The sequence below is a fragment of the Kribbella pittospori genome, from assembly GCF_004331465.1.
Lineage (GTDB): Bacteria > Actinomycetota > Actinomycetes > Propionibacteriales > Kribbellaceae > Kribbella > Kribbella pittospori.
On sequence record NZ_SJKB01000012.1, the window covers coordinates 30,709 to 47,716 of the forward strand.

The window sequence follows — 17,008 nt, forward strand, 5'->3', positions numbered from 1 at the left end:
CCGCTCAGTCCGGCGGGACCGCGGCACTCAGGCGAGTCGTCAACTCTTTGACGTGGGCAATGAGTTCCGGCGGTGACTGGACCTGGAACGGATAGCCGAGCAGGCCGATGTGCAGGACCAGTTCGTCCAGCGAGTTGGCGCCGGTGTCGACCTGCGTCGTACTCGCGTTGATCGGTGTCACCGTCGCGACGCTCGGCGCGAGCCGATCCGCGATGACCTCCACCGGCGCCTCGATGATGAAGCGTGCCTGGTAGCGATAACCACCCGACGCGACTCCACGCGCGGTCGCGTCCAGATCGGGAACCTCGCGTGCCGTGAACCGCGGCCCGGTCGGGATCCGCGGCTCCAGCCGATCGAGCCGGAACGTACGCCAGTCGTCCCGGTCGAGATCCCAGGCAACCAGATACCACCGTCTCCCGGTGTGCACCATCCGATGCGGCTCCGTCGTACGACGTCCCGCCGTACCGTCATGGCTGCGGTAGTCGAACCGCAGCCGCTGCCGATCGCGACAGGCCTCTGCCACCGCGAGCAACACCTCCGGCCGCACAGTCGCTCCGCCCGACGGCATGACCGCGACTGCCTGTAGCAACTTGACCCGATGCCGCAACCGAGATGGCAGCACCTGTTCGAGCTTGGTCAGCGCGCGGACCGACGACTCCTCGATCCCGGCGACGCTGCCGGTCGCGGCCGCTCTGAGTCCGATCGCGACCGCCACCGCCTCGTCGTCGTCGAGCAGCAACGGCGGCAGCGCAGCGCCGGCCCCGAGCCGATAGCCGGCCACCCCCGGTACTGCGTCGACCGGGTATCCGAGGTTGCGCAGCTTGTCCACGTCCCGGCGGACGGTCCGGACGCCGACGCCGAGCTCGGTGGCCAGGTCGGCTCCACTCCAGTCCCGTGGGGACTGCAGCAGCGACAGCAGCTTGAGCAGTCGAGCGGAGGTTTCCAGCATGCTCAGATTCTCTCATCCAGTTAGGACTGAAGCTGTCCTAACTGGATGAGAGAGTTGAAGCATGATCAAGCCATTCAGCATCGACATCCCGCAGAGCACCCTCGACGACCTCGCTACTCGCCTCGAGAACACCCGGCTGCCGGCCGCGCTCCCGGGGGACGACTGGGACACCGGCGTACCGGTGTCCTGGCTGGCCGAACTGGTCGACTACTGGCGAACCGGCTACGACTGGCGCGCGGCGGAGGCGGAGCTCAACGCGTATCCGCAGTTCACGACCGTGATCGACGATCAGCAGATCCACTTCCTGCACGTGAAGTCGCCGGAGCCGGACGCGCTTCCGCTGATCCTGACGCACGGCTGGCCCGGGTCGGTCGTCGAGTTCCTCGACCTGATCGGGCCGCTCACCGACCCCGTGTCTTTTGGTGGGGTGGCTTCGGACGCGTTCGATCTGGTGATCCCGTCGCTGCCCGGCTTCGGCTTCTCCGGACCGGTTTCGAAGCGCGGGTGGACGCGCGAGCAGATCGGCCGCACCTGGGCCAAGTTGATGGATCGCCTCGGCTACGAACGGTACGGCGTACAGGGCGGTGACATCGGGGGTGCGGTATCACCTGAGGTGGCACGGGCGGCCAGCGAGCACGTCGTCGGCGTACACACCAACGGTGGGCCCTCGTTGCCGCCGTTCCCGCTGAGCGACGACGAGCTGAAGACGCTGACGCCGCTGGAGCAGGACCGGATCGCGCGGATCGGCGAGTTCATGCAGAAGGAGTTCGGCTACATCGCCATCCAGTCGACCAGGCCGCAGACGTTGGCCTACGGCCTGGTGGACTCGCCGGTGGGGCAGCTCGCCTGGATCATGGACAAGTTCCGTGCCTGGACCCACCCGATGGAAACGTTGCCTGACGCAATCATCAGCAGGGACCGGCTGCTGACCAACGTGATGTTCTACTGGCTCACTGGTACAGCGGGCTCCGCGGCGCTGGTCGGGTACGCGGAGCAGGAGCCGTGGGGAGCGCACAAGGAGAACTCCGGCGTCCCGACCGCAGTCCTGGCCACCGCCCATGACGTAGCAATCCGCCGCTACGCCGAACGCGACAACACCATCACCCGCTGGACCGACCTAGACCACGGCGGCCACTTCGCCGCCCTGGAAATCCCCGACGTCCTACTCACCGACGTCCGCGACTTCTTCCGAGACCTCCGCTAACCCCGCCAACCCCCCCCCCCCCCCAACCCCAACCCCAGCCCCCAGCCCTCGCCGGCCCCGCCCACCTAGGCGGCCCGGCCGGGCCGGCTGGCCTCCCGCCCCCGGCCCCGCAGCTTCCCGCCGCACCGGCCCCAGCACCGCCTTCGCGCCCCCAGTTCCGGCTCCGGCTTCGCGGCGCACCGGCCTCCCGGGTCAGGCGGCTTCCCGGCGTACCTGCTTCCCGGCCTCTCGGCCCGGCGGCTTGCCGGCGTACCGGCTTCCCGTCCCCGGCTTCGCGGCTTCCCGGCCTCGGCGCCGGCTTCCCGTCCCCGCCCCCGGCTTCCCGTCCCCGCCCCCGGCTTCCCGTCCCCGCCCCCGGCTTCCCGGCGTACCGGCTTCCCGCCTCCCGGCTCCGGCTTCCCGCAGCCGCGCCGGCGGCTTCCCGGCCCACTGCGGCAGCCCGGCGTCACTGCGCCTGCTCGGCTCCTTCGGAGCGAGGCTGATCGGCGCCAAGCTCGAGCTTCTGGTTCATCGCTCCACCCCTCCCCTGGTCCATGCACAGTAGGGCCGCAGGGGAGTTCTGTGATGGTCCTGGAGGCTTCCCAGAGGTACGGTGCGACGGTGCGCAACGATGTTCTCGACGACTTCGTCCGCGCGGATCGCGAGCGGGGCCTGGGTGTCTACGGGATCCACCTTTACCGCGAAGGCGAACCGCCGGTCGAGCATCGGGTTCGATCCGATGACCGGGTGAACCTCTACTCCATCGCGAAGACGTTCACCGCGGTCGCGGTCGGGCTCGCGGAGGCTGAGGGGCGCCTCACTCTCGACGACCGCCTCCTCGATCACTTCCCCGACCTCCGGACCATGGCTGCCGACGGGGTCGAGAACGTCACCTTGCGGCAACTGATGACGATGACCAGTGGCACGAGTCATGAGTGGACCGCCGACGAGCGTATCGACGCTGCGGATCTGCTTGAGGAGATCGTTGCCGCGCCGCTCGACGCTGTGCCCGGGAGCCGGTTCGCCTACACCGGTTCGGGTGTGTACGCGGTCGGCCGGGTCGTCGAGCGCGCGACCGGCGCCGACGTGCGTGCCTATCTCCTGCCACGCCTGTTCGCACCGCTGGACCTGCACAACCCGCCGTGGCACACCTGTCCCCGCGGTTATCCGTTCGCCGAAAGCGACCTCTTCCTTCGCACTGAGGAGCTCGCGCGCTTCGCCCGGCTGCTGCTGCAGGAAGGTGAATGGGAGGGCGCACAGATCGTGCCGGCAACCTACGTCCAACGGATGGCTGCCGAGCGCGTCGACACAAGCACTCTCGACTGGGGCGAGCGGTTCACCCTCGGCTACGGGCTGGGGGTCTGGATCGATCGAGCCGGTGTCTACCGGATGGACGGCAGCTACGGCCAATACGCTCTCATCAGCCCCGAGGCACGGACCACCGTCACGGTCACCGCACACTCCGAACTGGAGGTGGAGCTACTCGACGCGATCCACGAGCTGATCCTCGACCGGCTCAAGTGATCGAGCTGCGAGGTAGTGGGGTCAACGCGTCGAAGGCGCGCAGGGTGTCTTGTAGGTGGGCTGGACGCTGGGGGTCGGGCCAGTTCGAGAGTTTGACGCAGACGGTGCGGGTACGGCGGCAGACGTACAGCATCTTGGCGTGGATCCCCAAGCAGAGCAGGACATTGCCCTGGGCGGAGGGACGGAACCAGAACTGATTGCGGTACCAACCGCCGGGGAAGGCTTGCGAAGTCTCGGTGACGTCGGGGGTGGTCGAGAATCGATCCTTTCTCGACACCTCCGACAGGTGGCCGGCCAGGACCTCGACATGCCGGGGGCGGACTGTCGAAAACGTATTGCAAAGTCGGAGTGTCCAACAACTCCCTGCAGGCCCTTTTCCATTCACTCCAGGCGTGACGGCCACCGATCTCGACTACCGCGCCGCGCTGCTGTCATCCGTCTGCGGCCTACGTCGACCTCGCCGCCCCTACCGGCGCACCGAGGCTGCCGGCCCCACAGCTTCCGACGGCGTACGACGGACGGTCTGAGCCCGCCGAGTCTCCGCCATCTTTACCACCCGTTTGTCAGTCCGAGGATGCGGCTCCCGGGTGGTCGCGGTGATCGCCCTTCAGGGTCTCGACCGCGCCGAGCAGGCTGCCCAGGTCGGTCTCCTCCAGCTGGACCTCCTCGGGGTCGACCAGCCACTGGCTGGGCGGTTCGGGATCGGTGTCGTCGCCTCTGCTCTTAACGATCAGGTCCAAGTCGGCCTCGACCTCGACCTCCAGCTCGTCCAGCACCGGGTCATCCTCCTCGGCTACCCAGAACTGATCTTCGCTGCTCATCGACTCACCCTCCAACGTGTAGTTACGCCGCGTGCTCGGGTAAGACCAGGCGGACTCCGTTAACCGTGGCTCTCAAGATCTGCCCCGAGCCGGTTGCCTTCGCCAACCTCTGTGTCTGTGAGCGGCGTGGTCCTTACCTGAGGCCCGGTGGACCATTGGCTGGCGAAACGACGAGTACGCCGACCTCACCCTGCTGCGAGAGAAGAAGGCCTGGAGCGGCCGGCTCGCCTGGCGGCGTTGTCGAAGGGACGTCTCGGCATGGCAAGGATCACCACCCAAGACGAGATCCGACGCATGTCCCGCGTTCGTCTTCGCCTCGGCAACCTGCACGATGGAGGGAAGCAGCAGCAATGCCATCGCTGTCACCCTCGTCACCGCTGCTCGTTCGAGGGGCGTGGGGTGTCCGCCTCGAAACTGGACGTGGAGCTCGGTGTCGCCCTTGCCGGCCGGGGTCCCCGGGCGACCTGCAGGCGGCATCTGGTCGGCCCTGTCGACGTCGAGCTGGCAAGCGCAGTCGAGTCGATTCCGCCAGCATCAGGCATGCCGGGCGGGAGCCGGTACGAACCCAAGTGGGACGGCTACCTTCACTGAACTAGTCGAGCTCCCCTCGTTATAGTTCGGCGGCCTGGCCGTCTTTTCCTACAGCCCAGCAACTGCCATCTGCGCAGGCCAGCGGACCGCTACTGGCTGATCCTGCGCCACCCGCGGCCGGAACTCTGCAGCCGCCCCAGCGGGTACTCGGAAGACGTCGTGTGCCGCACCGACTCAAATACTCTCGTCGACCTACACCTGAACCGACTGACCTACGCCGCCGCGATCCGCGCCAACCACCTTGAGCTGCTCGGCCCGCCCCATCTCACCCGTCAGTGCCGAAGCTGGTTCGTCACGAGCCCCTTCGCGCCCTTCATCCCGCCAATGCCGACGAAAGTCCTGCGGACACGGCCGGCCGGGCCGCCCTCGAGCTAGATCGGCGGCAAGCAGGCCGATCCACTCGGCCGGCCATGTCACGTCTTTCGCGCGGTGGCGCGCTCGCGGTAGGTGATCCAAGACGCAAACGCGGCGGACAGTGGTAGCACGATGACCGCGGCGAGCCAACTGTCGACGTAACCGGACACCAGAAATACCGGCACTGCCACCCAGGACAAGGAAGAGCAGATGTGCAGAGAATCTTTGCTCCGACCGTCAGGTCCTTCGCCCAGAACTGGAGCAGGCCCCAGCGAAACGCCCGGAGCGCCCGTACCGGGTCAGCGTTCTCGCCGGGTGGTGTGCAGCGGGACGACGCGCCGATCCCGGCCGGTCCGGACGGCGAGACACCTGGCGCAGCCTGGTCGCGTGTCCCCGGGTCGTTGGCGATGACGACCGGGTTGTCCTTCGTCGGGGTGACGTTGAAGTCCTGGCCTCGCAGCTCGTCGGCGTTGCTCTCGTCCACGGCGAACGGTCCGCCGGCTCCCCGGCGTACCTGCTTCCCGGCCTCTCGGCCCGGCGGCTTGCCGGCGTACCGGCTCCCACCCTGGGCGCCGCGGCTTCGGGGTGCACCAGCTTCCCGCCCCCGGCTCCGGCACCGGCGGCGCACCGGCTTCTCGGCCTCGGCCTCCGGTCGGGCGGGGGGCAGCGGGTAGTGGTCAGTCGAAGTCGGTTGAGGTGGTGAGGTGGGACCAGGTGGCGGCTTCTTCGGCTCGGGATTGGGAGGCTCGGTCTGCGTGGGTGAGGGCGTCTTTGCCGAGGAGGAGGCGGAGGGGCGGGGTGTCGAGGGCGACGATGTCGAGGATGGCTCGGGCGGCCTTGGCTGGGTCGCCAGCTTGTTTGCCGTCGGTTTCCAGCCGGAAGCGGTTCATCTCGCCCACCGTCGCGTCGTAGTCGGCTCCGACGGGTGCGATCGCCATCGACGAACCGCCCCAGTCGGTCCGGAACGCGCCCGGTTCGACGATCGTCACCTTCACCCCGAAAGGCTTCACCTCGTTGTTCAGCACCTCCGAGAACCCTTCGACCGCGAACTTCGCGGTCTGATACGCTCCCATCCCCGGCGTACCACCAACCCGACCACCGATTGACGAGAACTGCAGGAAGTGCCCGCTCCGCTGCCCACGGAACACCGGCAGCGCAGCCTTGGTCACATTGACGACCCCGAAGAGATTCGTCTCGATCTGCGCCCGGAAGTCCTCGTCGGGCGTCTCCTCGATCGCGGCGCTGTTCGCATAGCCGGCGTTGTTCGCCACCACATCGAGCCCACCGAACTGGTCCAGCGCGGCCTGTACGGCGTCCCGCGCCGCAGCCGCGTCCGTCACATCCAGGGCAATCGCCCGCACTTGATCGCCGTACTTCGCGACCAGATCGTCAAGCTGCTCGGGCTTGCGGGCGGTGGCGACGACTCGATCGCCGGCGGCGAGGACTGCCTCGGTGAGGGCGCGCCCGAGCCCGCGGGAACTGCCGGTGATCAGCCAAATCGTGCTCATGCTCGTTCCTAACTAACCAAACGGTTGGATACTTCATTAAGCTAACCTCGCGATCTCGAAGAAATCAACTAACCGGTTGGTTGGTACGCTGGACGCATGCAACAACGGAACGCCGATCGGACCAGGACGCGAATCCTGGCCGCCGCCACCGAGGAGTTCGCCGCGCGTGGGATCGCCGGGGCGCGAGTCCAGCGAATCGCCGAGGTCGCCGGGTGCAACAAGGCGATGCTCTACGCGTACTTCGGCAGCAAGGACGGGTTGTTCGACGCGGTGTTCACCGTGTTCGTGGAGGCCTACCTCGAGGAGGTGGGGTTCGATGTGATGGATCTGCCGGCGTACGCGGGGCGGGTGTTCGACTACTTCGAGGAGCACCCCGAGCACCTGCGGTTGTCGGTCTGGTACCGGTTGGAGCGGCCGGAAGGGCAACCGTTGGACGCGATTCTCGCGGTCAATCGAAGCCGGCTGGACGATCTCGTGCGGGCTCAGCGGCGACGGGCCGTGCCGGGGCAGTTCGCTGCGGTCAGTCTGCTGTCGCTGATCCAGGCGATCGCGACGAGTTGGTCGTCGATGAATCCGGAGTACGGCACCGGCGTACCGAGCCGGGCGTTGCGGCGCCGGGCGGTCGTGGAGGCGGTGGAAAAGATTCTTAGCTGATTCATTGGCTGGCCCGATGGTCTTCTCAGTCTGGCGCGCTCTACTCGATTGCAGAGAGAACTGGCTGAGGAGGGCAAGGGGAATGAACGAGGGCGCGGAACGGCAGCAAGCTGGACAAGAGCCTACGCAGCAACCGGACAGCTGGCAGGCCAGTCCGCACCAAGCGGCACCACAGGCCCCGCACCAGATGGAACCACAGGGTCCGCAGCAGGCAGCAGCGCAGCACGTCGCCCAGGAGGTCGGACCGCAGGGTCCGCAGCAGGCGGGCGCACAGCAGGCACCGCATCAGCAGGCAGAGGCGCAGGGGCCCTACCAGGACGTGGTGCAGCAGCAGGTAGAGGCGCAGGGGCCCTACCAGGACGTGGTGCAGCAGCAAGGCTCGGGACAGCAGGGCGCGCAGCAGCAAATGCCGCAGGCGGGGCAGGGGTATCAGGGGCAGCAGCAGCCGGCGCAGCAGTATGCCGGGCCGCAGCAGGCCGGACAGCAGCAGCCGGGGCAGCAGTACGCCGGGCCGCAGCAGTACCCGGGACAGCAGAATGCGCAGCAGCAGGCGGGACCGCAGTACGCGGGCCAGCAGAGCGCGCCGCAGCAGGCGGGACAGTCTGCGGGGCAGCCGCCGTTTGGGCAGCAGCACGTGGGACAGCAGTACCCCGGGCAGCCGCCGTATGGGCAGCACATGGGACAGCAGCATGCGGGGCAGCCGGCGTACGGGCAGCAGCATGGTGGGCAGCAGTACCCCGGACCTCACTACGCGGGGCAGCCGCCTTATGGGCAGCCGCCGTACTACCCGTTCGGGCCGCAGGCTCCGCGGCCGGGGCGGCGGGGGCGTCGGTTGCTGGGGGCGGGCGCGCTCGGGCTGGCCGCCGTACTGGTTGCCGGATCTGTTGCCTGGGGCATCGGTCGGCAGGCGGGCGGGAACGGGTCGCAGCTCTCGCAGCAGCAGTTCAGTGCATCGGCGGTCGCAGCGAAGGTCTCGCCCGGGCTGGTGGATGTGAACACGGTGCTCGGGTTCGAAGGTGCTCGCGCCGCCGGGACCGGGATCGTGCTGAGCTCCGATGGTGAGGTGCTGACAAACCATCACGTGATCGAGGGTGCAACGTCCATCACCGTGACCGACATCGGGAACGGCAAGACGTACCAGGCGGGTGTTGTCGGGTACGACGACCAGCACGACATCGCCGTACTCAAGCTGAAGGATGCGTCCGGGCTCGAGACCGCGAAGATCGGCAACTCGGACAAGGTGGCGCTCGGCGACCAGGTGGTCGGGATCGGGAACGCGGGTGGTACCGGCGGTACGCCGAGCTACGCGGCCGGCAAGGTGACCGGTCTGAACCAGGCGATCACCGCGACCGACGAGAACGGGCAGGACCCGGAGAACCTCACCGGGCTGATCCAGACCGACGCGAACATCCAGGCCGGCGACTCGGGTGGACCGCTGGCGAACGCGTCTGGCGAGGTCATCGGTGTCGACACTGCTGGGTCCGGTGGAAACAACGGCGGGCAAGGGCGGCCCGGCCAGGCGGCTGCGACCACTGGCGGCTCCACGATTGCAGTTCAGGCGGCGAGTACCAGTGGCTCGGCAACCGCGACTCAGGCGGCGGATGGCAACGGGACCGGGAACGACAATCCGTTCGGCGACGGCTCGCAGGACCCGTTCGGCAACGGGAACGGCGGCAGCTTCGGTGACGGGTCCGGCGGCAACGGGTTCGGCGACGGCTCGGGTGGCAATGGCTTCGGCGATGGTTCGGGCAACGGCAACGGCTTCGGCGATGGCTCGGGCGGCAACGGTTCGGGCAATGGCAACGGTGGTTCCGGGAACGGGCAGGGCCAGAGCACGACTGAGGGCTTCGCGATCCCGATCAACCAGGCGATGGACATCGCGGACCAGATCCAGGACGGCAAGGCGTCGGACGCCGTACACATCGGTGACTCGCCGATGCTGGGCATCTCGGTGGTTTCGAACGCCGACGTCACCGGCGCGGCAGTCGGCGACGTGATCGCGGACGGCAAGGCCGACGACGCCGGCATCGCCGCCGGCGACGTGATCACCTCCTTCGCCGGCCACGCGGTCGACTCGGCCGACGCCCTGTCGAGCCTGCTGAACAAGCAGCACCCCGGCGACAAGGTCGAGGTCGGCTGGACCGACCAGTCCGGTCAGCAGCACAAGGCCACGATCGAACTGATCACCGGCCCGGTCCGCTGACCAACCCCCAATCCGGTCCGCCCGCAGTGCACCCCTAGCTGCCGGGCGGACCACCCCGATCGGGCCCGGAGCACCTCCCTCTCCCCCAGAGGACCCGGGCCCGATCCCCCTCCACAAGACCCCGATCCCGCAACGGGACCGGGGTCTTTGCTGTGTACGACGGAAGGCCCGCCCGGGCGCACGGTTGGCGGCGGTGGACCCGGCGAGCCCCACCCACTCCTCACTCCACGCACAGATATGCCTGAGGGGTGGTGTGGCTCCCGGCGACCGGACTCCGGGCTGAGGTGCCGGGTCGTTGGTGGGTGTACGAACCCGCCCGGCACACAGGTGGCGCGGTGGGGTGCTGCGAGACCGGCACCCCACGAGACCTCCCCATTCCTCACCCAGCGGAGATGTGCAGGGGAGTGGTGTGTGGAACCCCACGCGCGTCATTGCCTACAGATGCCCGGGTGCCCGGCATGTGTGCAACCCACCTCTCACGCCACCGGACTTCATCACCCGTCTCATCAGTCCGAGCGGGATGCCGGGGGCGGCGACCGCACTCCGGGCTGAGGTGCCGGGGTGTTGGTGGTGTGTGCGGTCCCGCACGCTTGACCCGAGCGCACGGCTGCCTCCCGTGGGGTGTGGAGCCCGCACTCTCGGCTCTCGGCCGAGCTGCCTCCAGGGGCCTCACTCCGTGCGCAGTTGCGTGGGGGCTTGGAGTGCGGAACCTGGCAGACCTCATCCGGCGCCGTGTGCCGGGGGAGGGTGATTGGTGTGGGACCGGCATCCGGTCTGCTACTGCGCGGTGGCGTGTGGGGGTTGGTGTGAGCGAGGTCATAGGTCAGACGTGGGGATGGGTGTTTGGGGAAAACAACTTTCGGTGGGGGCGGGGTTTCGTTAGTCTTGCTAAGTAAACATGCGTTCACTGCTGTGAGGATGTGTTTTGAGCGTTCGTCCTGCCGCCCGTCCGCGGCTGATTCTTGCCGCGCTCGCTTCGTGTGGCGTTCTTGTTTCCGTCAGCCAGACCATCGTCGTACCGCTGCTGCCCGAGCTCCCGGGGATCACCCACAGTCCGGTGTCGGATGTGAGTTGGCTGATCACCGTGACTCTGCTCACCGGGGCGGTGTTCACCCCGTTGCTCGGCCGGGCCGGTGACATGTACGGCAAGCGCCGGGTGCTGCTGATCGCGCTGGGCTCGATGGTGATCGGTTCGTTGCTCTGTGCAAGTAGTTCGGACCTGACGGTGCTGATCGTCGGCCGCGCGTTCCAGGGGGCCGCGGTCGCCGTCGTACCGCTCGGCATCAGCATCCTGCGCGACGAGCTGCCACCGAGCCGCGTGATCCCGTCCATCGCGCTGATGAGCTCGACCCTCGGCGTCGGCGCGGCCTTCGGGATCCCGGCCGCGACCCTGGTCGTGCAGTACTCGAACTGGCACACCATGTTCTGGATCTGCGTCGGCATCGGCCTGTTCGACGTCCTCCTGGTCCTGCTGATCGTCCCCGAGTCCGCGGTCCGGACCAGCGGCCGCTTCGACGTACCCGGTGCCCTCGGACTGAGCGCGTTCCTCGTCTGCCTCCTGCTCGCCGTGTCGAAGAGCAGCACCTGGAGTACGACGACCATCGTCGCCCTGTACGCCGTCGCCGTACTGCTCGTCCCGTTGTGGGGATTCTTCGAACTCCGCACCCGCAGCCCGCTGGTCGACCTCCGAGTGTCCGCGCGCCCCGCCGTACTGTTCACCAACCTCGGCGCCCTGCTGATCGGCTTCTCGTTCTACGCCAACTCGCTGTCGACCGCGCAGCTCGTGCAGGAGCCGAAGTGGACCGGGTACGGCCTCGGCGCGTCGATCGTCGTCAGCGGCCTGTGCCTGCTGCCGGGTGGTGTCGCGATGGTGCTGCTGTCGCCAGTCTCGGCCCGGATCTCGTCCGCCCGCGGACCGCGGTTCACCCTGATCGTCGCGTCGATCCTGATGGCGCTCGGGTACGTCGTCCGGTTCTTCACCAGCAGCAACATCGCGGGAATCGTCATCGGCGCGACGGTCGTCTCAGCCGGTACCGCGGTCGCGTACTCGGCACTTCCGGCCCTCATCATGCATGCTGTGCCCGTGACCGAAACCGCCGCGGCGAACGGCCTCAACACCCTGATGCGCACGATCGGCTCCGCGATCTGCAGCACGATCGTGGCGACCGTGCTGGCGAGCGTGACGATCGCCAGGGACGGCCAGGTCGCGCCCGCGTTGTCGGCGTACCTGATCGTGTTCGTCATCGCCGGAGTGGCCGCGGTGATCGCGGCCGGTCTGGTGACGCTCATCCCGGCCCGGCGGCAAACGCCGGTCCATCTAGAGGCAACAGCCAGTACGACGGCGAGTACGACGTGACCGACCCGGGGCGGATCGCGATCCTGCGGGCGGCGCGCCGGGCGTTCGCGCTGCAGGACTACAACGCGGTCACGCTCCGCGGGATCGCCGCCGACGCGAACGTGAGCGCCGCGCTGATCGTCAAGCACTTCGGCAGCAAGGAAGCACTGTTCGACCGCGTCGCCGACTTCAGCGAGGCCGCCGAATTGCTGCTCGCCGCGCCCGACGAGGAACTCGGCCGACATGCCGTCCTGACGCTGGTGAACTACCGCCGTACGAATGGCCTCGACCTGCTGGTCCGGGTCGTGTTCGCGGCCGGCAGCGGCAACGAGCGCGCCCTGATCCGCGAGCACTTCCGCGACCAGGTCACCCGCGGCTTCGCGGCCCGGCTCACCGGCGAGGACATCGACATCCGCGCCGGCCTGATCACCGGCCAGCTCCTCGGCCTGGGTGCCGCCATGTCGATCGACAAGACCGGCCCGGTCGCCGCCGCCGACCCGGACACAATCGCCGACCTCTACGCTCCCGGTATCCAGGCCCTGATCCACTGAGCGCTGCAGAATCATTTCCCGGACAGGAATCTCACTATCTGGGCAAACGTCCTGAATTCTGTGACCGACGCCGCTAACATGGTGCGGCCAGTCCGAGAGGCGCTGCAACGGACCGCCGGGTCCGCCACGCTCGACTGGTGGCTTCGACTGCAAGGGCGCCTCCGGAGTCACTCTGGAGGGGACGGCAGATGACGGAAACTGCGCTACGGGAACTGCTGGATCAGCGGATCGCAGTACTCGACGGCGCCTGGGGCACGATGCTGCAGGGCGCCAAGCTGAAGCCCGAGGATTTCCAGGGCGACCGGTTCGGCAACCACACCCACGACGTCACCGGTGACCCGGACGTGCTCGCCCTGACGCGGCCCGACGTCATCCTCGACGTGCACCGTCAGTACCTCGCGGCCGGCGCCGACATCACCACCACGAACACCTTCACCGCGACGAGCATCGGGCAGGCCGACTACGGCCTGCAGGAGTACGTGCGCGAGATGAACATCGCCGCCGCCCGCCTCGCCCGCCAGGCCGCGGACGAGGCCGGTGGCCGGTTTGTGGCCGGCTCGATCGGCCCGCTGAACGTCACCTTGTCGCTGTCGCCGCGGGTCGAGGACCCGTCGTACCGGGCGGTGACGTTCGAGCAGGTGAAGGCCGCGTACGCCGAGCAGATCGCCGCGCTGGCCGAGGGCGGCGTGGACCTGCTGCTGATCGAGACCATCTTCGACACCCTGAATGCCAAGGCCGCCGTGACCGCGGCCCGCGAGGTCGCGCCGGACCTGCCGCTGTGGATCTCGGTGACGATCGTCGACCTGAGCGGCCGGACCCTGTCGGGCCAGACGGTCGAGGCGTTCTGGAGTTCGGTCGAGCACGCCAAGCCGCTGGTCGTCGGCGTCAACTGCTCGCTGGGCGCCGCCGAGATGCGCCCGCACGTGGTGGACCTGGCGCGGTTCGCCGACACGTACGTCGCCTCGCACCCGAACGCCGGCCTGCCGAACGCGTTCGGTGGGTACGACGAGACGCCCGAAGAGACCGCCGGGATGCTGCAGGAGTTCACGCAGGCCGGGCTGGTCAACATCGTCGGCGGCTGCTGCGGTACGACGCCCGCCCACATCGCGAAGATCGCCGAGGCGGTGCGCGACCTCCCGCCGCGGACCGTCGTACCGGCCGATCACACGACGCGGTTCTCCGGGCTGGAGCCGTTCAAGATCGGTGCGGACACCGGGTTCGTGATGATCGGCGAGCGGACCAACGTCACCGGCTCGGCGAAGTTCCGCCGGCTGATCGAGGGCGACAACCACCAGGCCGCGGTCGACGTGGCGCTGGAGCAGGTGCGCGGCGGCGCGAACCTGCTGGACGTGAACATGGACGCCGACCTGCTCGACAGCGAGCAGGCGATGACCACGTTCCTGAACCTGATCGCGACCGAGCCCGAGGTGGCCCGGATCCCGATCATGATCGACAGCTCGAAGTGGTCGGTGCTGGAGACCGGGCTGAAGTGCGTGCAGGGCAAGGGCGTGGTCAACTCGATCAGCCTGAAGGAGGGCGAGGAGGAGTTCCTCGAGCGGGCCCGGCGGATCCGTGACTACGGCGCCGGTGCGGTGGTGATGGCCTTCGACGAGCAGGGCCAGGCCGACACCGTCGAGCGCAAGGTCGCGATCTGCGGCCGAGCGTACGACCTGCTCACCGGGATCGGCTTCCCGGCCGAGGACATCATCTTCGACCCGAACGTGCTCGCCGTCGCCACCGGCATGTCCGAGCACAACGGCTACGCGAAGAACTTCATCGACGCCCTGCCTTTGATCAAGGAACGCTGTCCGGGCGTGCACATCAGCGGCGGGATCTCGAACCTGTCGTTCTCGTTCCGTGGCAACGACATCGTCCGCGAGGCGATGCACTCGGCCTTCCTGTACCACGCCGGCAAGGTCGGCCTGGACATGGGAATCGTGAACGCCGGCCAGTTGGCCGTCTACGAGGACATCCCGAAGGACCTGCTCGAGCTGGTCGAGGACGTCATCTTCAACCGGCGCGACGACGCCACCGACCGGCTGGTCAGCTTCGCCGAGAACGTGAAGGGCAAGGGCACCAAGCGCGAGGTCGACCTGACCTGGCGCGAGGGCACCGTGCAGGAGCGGCTGTCGCACGCGCTCGTGCACGGCATCGTCGACTTCATCGAGGAGGACACCGAGGAGGCGCGCAAGCAGCTGCCCCGTCCGCTCGAGGTGATCGAGGGTCCGCTGATGGCCGGTATGAAGATCGTCGGCGACCTGTTCGGCGCCGGCAAGATGTTCCTGCCGCAGGTGGTGAAGAGCGCCCGGGTGATGAAGCGCTCGGTCGCCTACCTGGAGCCGTTCATGGAGGCGGAGAAGGAGCAGGCCCGGCGCGAGGGCCGCGCCGAGATGGTGCGCGGCCAGGGCAAGGTCGTGCTGGCCACGGTCAAGGGCGACGTCCACGACATCGGCAAGAACATCGTCGGCGTGGTGCTGGGCTGCAACAACTACGAGGTGATCGACCTCGGCGTGATGGTGCCAGCGGCAAGGATCCTCGACACGGCCGTTGCCGAGGGCGCCGATGCGGTCGGGCTGTCCGGCCTGATCACGCCGTCACTGGACGAGATGGTTGCCGTCGCCGCTGAAATGGAGCGGCGCGGACTGAAGCTCCCGTTGCTGATCGGTGGCGCGACCACGTCGAAGCAGCACACCGCGGTCCGGATCGCCCCGGCGTACGAGCGGACCACCGTGCACGTGCTGGACGCGTCGCGGGTGGTCGGTGTGGTCTCGGACCTGCTCGACGACGAGCGTTCGCTAGAGCTTGCCCGTAGCAACAGTATTGAGCAGGAGCGGCTGCGCGAGCAGCACGCGAACAAGCAGCGCAGCCCGTTGCTCACGCTCGCCCAGGCCCGCGCGAACGCCGAGCCGGTCGAGTACGGCGAGCTCCCGGTGCCCGCGTTCACCGGCCTGCGCCGGGTGTCACCGGACCTGGAGACGCTGCGCGCGATGATCGACTGGCAGTTCCTCTTCCTGGCTTGGGAGTTGAAGGGCAAGTACCCCGCGATCCTGGACCAGCCGGTGGCGCGCGAACTGTTCGACGACGCGAACACGCTGCTGGACGAGATCGTTGCCAACGGCTCCTTCACGGCCGAAGGTGTGTACGGGTTCTGGCCGGCACACAGCGAGGGCGACGACATCATCCTCGACGGCTTGGACGTGTCGTTCCCGATGCTGCGTCAGCAGACCGAGAAGCCGGCCGGGCGGCACAACCGTTGCCTGGCCGACTACGTCGCGCCGTCCGGCGACCACCTCGGTGGATTCGGGGTCGCGATCCACGGCGCCGAGGCGCTCGCGGCGTCGTACGAGGCGAACAACGACGACTACCGGGCGATCATGGTGAAGGCGCTGGCCGACCGGCTGGCCGAGGCGTTCGCGGAGTGGATCCACCTGGAGGCGCGGCGGGCGTGGTTCGAGCCGGACGCCGAGCCGGTGCTGGAGGACCTGCACGCCGAGCGGTTCCGGGGCATCCGGCCGGCCCTCGGGTATCCGGCGAGCCCGGACCACACCGAGAAGCAGGAGCTGTTCCACTTGCTCGAGGCGGAGAAGCTCGGCTTGGGCCTGACCGAGTCGTTCGCGATGACTCCGGCCGCCGCCGTCAGCGGTCTGATCTTCGCCAACCCGGCGTCGCGCTACTTCAGCGTCGGCCGCCTCGGCCGCGACCAGATCGAGGACTACGCCGTACGCCGCGGCCTGTCTGTCACCGAGATCGAACGCTGGCTCCGCCCGAACCTGGCCTACGACCCGGAGTGACGGGATGACGGTCACCCTGCGCCCCGCCACCTCCCGCGACGTCGAGGCCGTTGCCGCGGTCTGGTACGCCGGGTGGGGCGACGGGCATCTGGGGCATGTCCCGGACGAACTGGTTGCGGTGCGGACCAAGGAGTCGTTCTGGAGCCGTGCCGCGGAACGGGTGGCCGACACCACGGTCGCGGTCGTGGGTGACGACGTCGCGGGACTCGTGATGGTGGCGGGCGACGAGGTCGAGCAGGTGTACGTCTCGCGCGACCACCGTGGATCGGGAGTAGCCGGGACGCTACTCAGTGAAGCCGAGCGGCAGGTGAAAGCCAACGGACACAGCGAAGCGTGGCTTGCCGTGGCCACCGGCAACGCTCGGGCGCGACGCTTCTACGAGCGCAGTGGCTGGAGCGATGGTGGTGCGTTCGACTATCCGGCGAGCGTCGGGTCGGGGACAGTGCCGGTGCCGTGTCATCGGTACGTCAAGCCGGTCTGACGCGGAGGATTCCCCTGCACTTGGGGTGTACGGCGGGTGTATCGGCTCCGAATGGAGTTAGTT

General features: G+C 68.3%; 14 protein-coding genes. 9 read left to right on the forward strand and 5 right to left on the reverse strand.

What is annotated here, in order from left to right:
* Window positions 1-4: 4 nt before the first annotated feature.
* The gene (locus E0H73_RS32280) at window positions 5-949 is read right to left on the reverse strand and encodes a helix-turn-helix transcriptional regulator (protein WP_131362741.1); all 945 of its coding nucleotides are present in this window, start codon (window positions 947-949) and stop codon (window positions 5-7) included.
* A gap of 61 nt (window positions 950-1,010) precedes the next feature.
* Here E0H73_RS32280 and E0H73_RS32285 point away from each other — a divergent pair, with 61 nt between their 5' ends.
* Together E0H73_RS32285 and E0H73_RS32290 are read left to right on the forward strand one after the other, a co-directional pair.
* Window positions 1,011-2,153 carry an epoxide hydrolase family protein gene (locus E0H73_RS32285; protein WP_131362743.1) on the forward strand — a complete coding sequence of 381 codons (1,143 nt, stop codon included), beginning with the start codon at window positions 1,011-1,013 and terminating at the stop codon, window positions 2,151-2,153.
* Between the two features lie 600 nt (window positions 2,154-2,753).
* Window positions 2,754-3,656: a serine hydrolase domain-containing protein gene (locus tag E0H73_RS32290; RefSeq protein WP_131362745.1), complete on the forward strand. Its 903-nt coding sequence runs from the start codon at window positions 2,754-2,756 to the stop codon at window positions 3,654-3,656.
* Here the strand turns inward: E0H73_RS32290 and E0H73_RS32295 are convergent.
* The gene (locus tag E0H73_RS32295; RefSeq protein WP_131362747.1) at window positions 3,649-3,933 is read right to left on the reverse strand and encodes a hypothetical protein; all 285 of its coding nucleotides are present in this window, start codon (window positions 3,931-3,933) and stop codon (window positions 3,649-3,651) included. The genes E0H73_RS32290 and E0H73_RS32295 overlap by 8 nt on opposite strands.
* Before the next feature lie 115 nt (window positions 3,934-4,048).
* Between E0H73_RS32295 and E0H73_RS48080 the strand changes: the two genes are divergently transcribed.
* Window positions 4,049-4,183: a hypothetical protein gene (locus tag E0H73_RS48080; RefSeq protein WP_272949167.1), complete on the forward strand. Its 135-nt coding sequence runs from the start codon at window positions 4,049-4,051 to the stop codon at window positions 4,181-4,183.
* 36 nt (window positions 4,184-4,219) lie between these two features.
* On the opposite strand, the gene E0H73_RS32300 is transcribed toward E0H73_RS48080, so the two are convergent.
* Together E0H73_RS32300 and E0H73_RS32305 are read right to left on the reverse strand one after the other, a co-directional pair.
* Window positions 4,220-4,477 carry a hypothetical protein gene (locus tag E0H73_RS32300; protein WP_131362749.1) on the reverse strand — a complete coding sequence of 86 codons (258 nt, stop codon included), beginning with the start codon at window positions 4,475-4,477 and terminating at the stop codon, window positions 4,220-4,222.
* A 1,622-nt stretch (window positions 4,478-6,099) separates the two neighbouring features.
* Window positions 6,100-6,930 (reverse strand): oxidoreductase, encoded by an 831-nt coding sequence (locus E0H73_RS32305; protein WP_131362751.1) that lies wholly within the window; start codon window positions 6,928-6,930, stop codon window positions 6,100-6,102.
* Between the two features lie 96 nt (window positions 6,931-7,026).
* On the opposite strand from E0H73_RS32305, the gene E0H73_RS32310 reads away from it, so the two are divergent.
* Window positions 7,027-7,584, forward strand: coding sequence for a TetR/AcrR family transcriptional regulator (locus tag E0H73_RS32310; protein WP_131362753.1), 558 nt, complete (start codon window positions 7,027-7,029; stop codon window positions 7,582-7,584).
* Window positions 7,585-7,624: 40 nt separating this feature from the next.
* Here E0H73_RS32310 and E0H73_RS46665 read toward each other — a convergent pair whose 3' ends face one another.
* Window positions 7,625-8,275: a hypothetical protein gene (locus E0H73_RS46665; RefSeq protein WP_202867665.1), complete on the reverse strand. Its 651-nt coding sequence runs from the start codon at window positions 8,273-8,275 to the stop codon at window positions 7,625-7,627.
* Between E0H73_RS46665 and E0H73_RS32315 the strand changes: the two genes are divergently transcribed.
* The 5 genes from E0H73_RS32315 to E0H73_RS32335 all read left to right on the forward strand — a co-directional run bounded on the left by E0H73_RS32315 (window position 8,261) and on the right by E0H73_RS32335 (window position 16,945).
* Window positions 8,261-9,787: a S1C family serine protease gene (locus E0H73_RS32315; RefSeq protein ID WP_202867666.1), complete on the forward strand. Its 1,527-nt coding sequence runs from the start codon at window positions 8,261-8,263 to the stop codon at window positions 9,785-9,787. The two genes, E0H73_RS46665 and E0H73_RS32315, sit on opposite strands and share 15 nt — an antisense overlap.
* A 925-nt stretch (window positions 9,788-10,712) precedes the next feature.
* Complete coding sequence (locus tag E0H73_RS32320) at window positions 10,713-12,143, forward strand: MFS transporter (RefSeq protein WP_131362755.1); 1,431 nt, start codon at window positions 10,713-10,715, stop codon at window positions 12,141-12,143.
* Window positions 12,140-12,673: a TetR/AcrR family transcriptional regulator gene (locus E0H73_RS32325; RefSeq protein WP_131362757.1), complete on the forward strand. Its 534-nt coding sequence runs from the start codon at window positions 12,140-12,142 to the stop codon at window positions 12,671-12,673. Before E0H73_RS32320 ends, E0H73_RS32325 begins: the two co-directional genes overlap by 4 nt.
* A gap of 188 nt (window positions 12,674-12,861) precedes the next feature.
* Entirely contained in the window at window positions 12,862-16,464 is a 3,603-nt protein-coding gene (gene metH, locus E0H73_RS32330; protein WP_131362759.1) for a methionine synthase, read from the forward strand.
* Window positions 16,465-16,468: 4 nt separating this feature from the next.
* Window positions 16,469-16,945, forward strand: coding sequence for a GNAT family N-acetyltransferase (locus E0H73_RS32335; protein WP_131362761.1), 477 nt, complete (start codon window positions 16,469-16,471; stop codon window positions 16,943-16,945).
* Window positions 16,946-17,008 lie beyond the last annotated feature (63 nt).

Bases quoted from the DNA above. Each gene is read 5' to 3' on its own strand.
- E0H73_RS32285 (WP_131362743.1), top strand. From the start codon at position 1,011: ATGATCAAGCCATTCAGCATCGACATCCCGCAGAGCACCCTCGACGAC.
- E0H73_RS32300 (WP_131362749.1), bottom strand. From the start codon at position 4,477: ATGAGCAGCGAAGATCAGTTCTGGGTAGCCGAGGAGGATGACCCGGTG.
- E0H73_RS32305 (WP_131362751.1), bottom strand. From the start codon at position 6,930: ATGAGCACGATTTGGCTGATCACCGGCAGTTCCCGCGGGCTCGGGCGC.
- E0H73_RS32280 (WP_131362741.1), bottom strand. From the start codon at position 949: ATGCTGGAAACCTCCGCTCGACTGCTCAAGCTGCTGTCGCTGCTGCAG.
- E0H73_RS46665 (WP_202867665.1), bottom strand. From the start codon at position 8,275: ATGCTGCTGTCCCATGTGCTGCCCATACGGCGGCTGCCCGGGGTACTG.
- E0H73_RS32310 (WP_131362753.1), top strand. From the start codon at position 7,027: ATGCAACAACGGAACGCCGATCGGACCAGGACGCGAATCCTGGCCGCC.
- metH (WP_131362759.1), top strand. From the start codon at position 12,862: ATGACGGAAACTGCGCTACGGGAACTGCTGGATCAGCGGATCGCAGTA.
- E0H73_RS32315 (WP_202867666.1), top strand. From the start codon at position 8,261: ATGGGACAGCAGCATGCGGGGCAGCCGGCGTACGGGCAGCAGCATGGT.
- E0H73_RS32335 (WP_131362761.1), top strand. From the start codon at position 16,469: ATGACGGTCACCCTGCGCCCCGCCACCTCCCGCGACGTCGAGGCCGTT.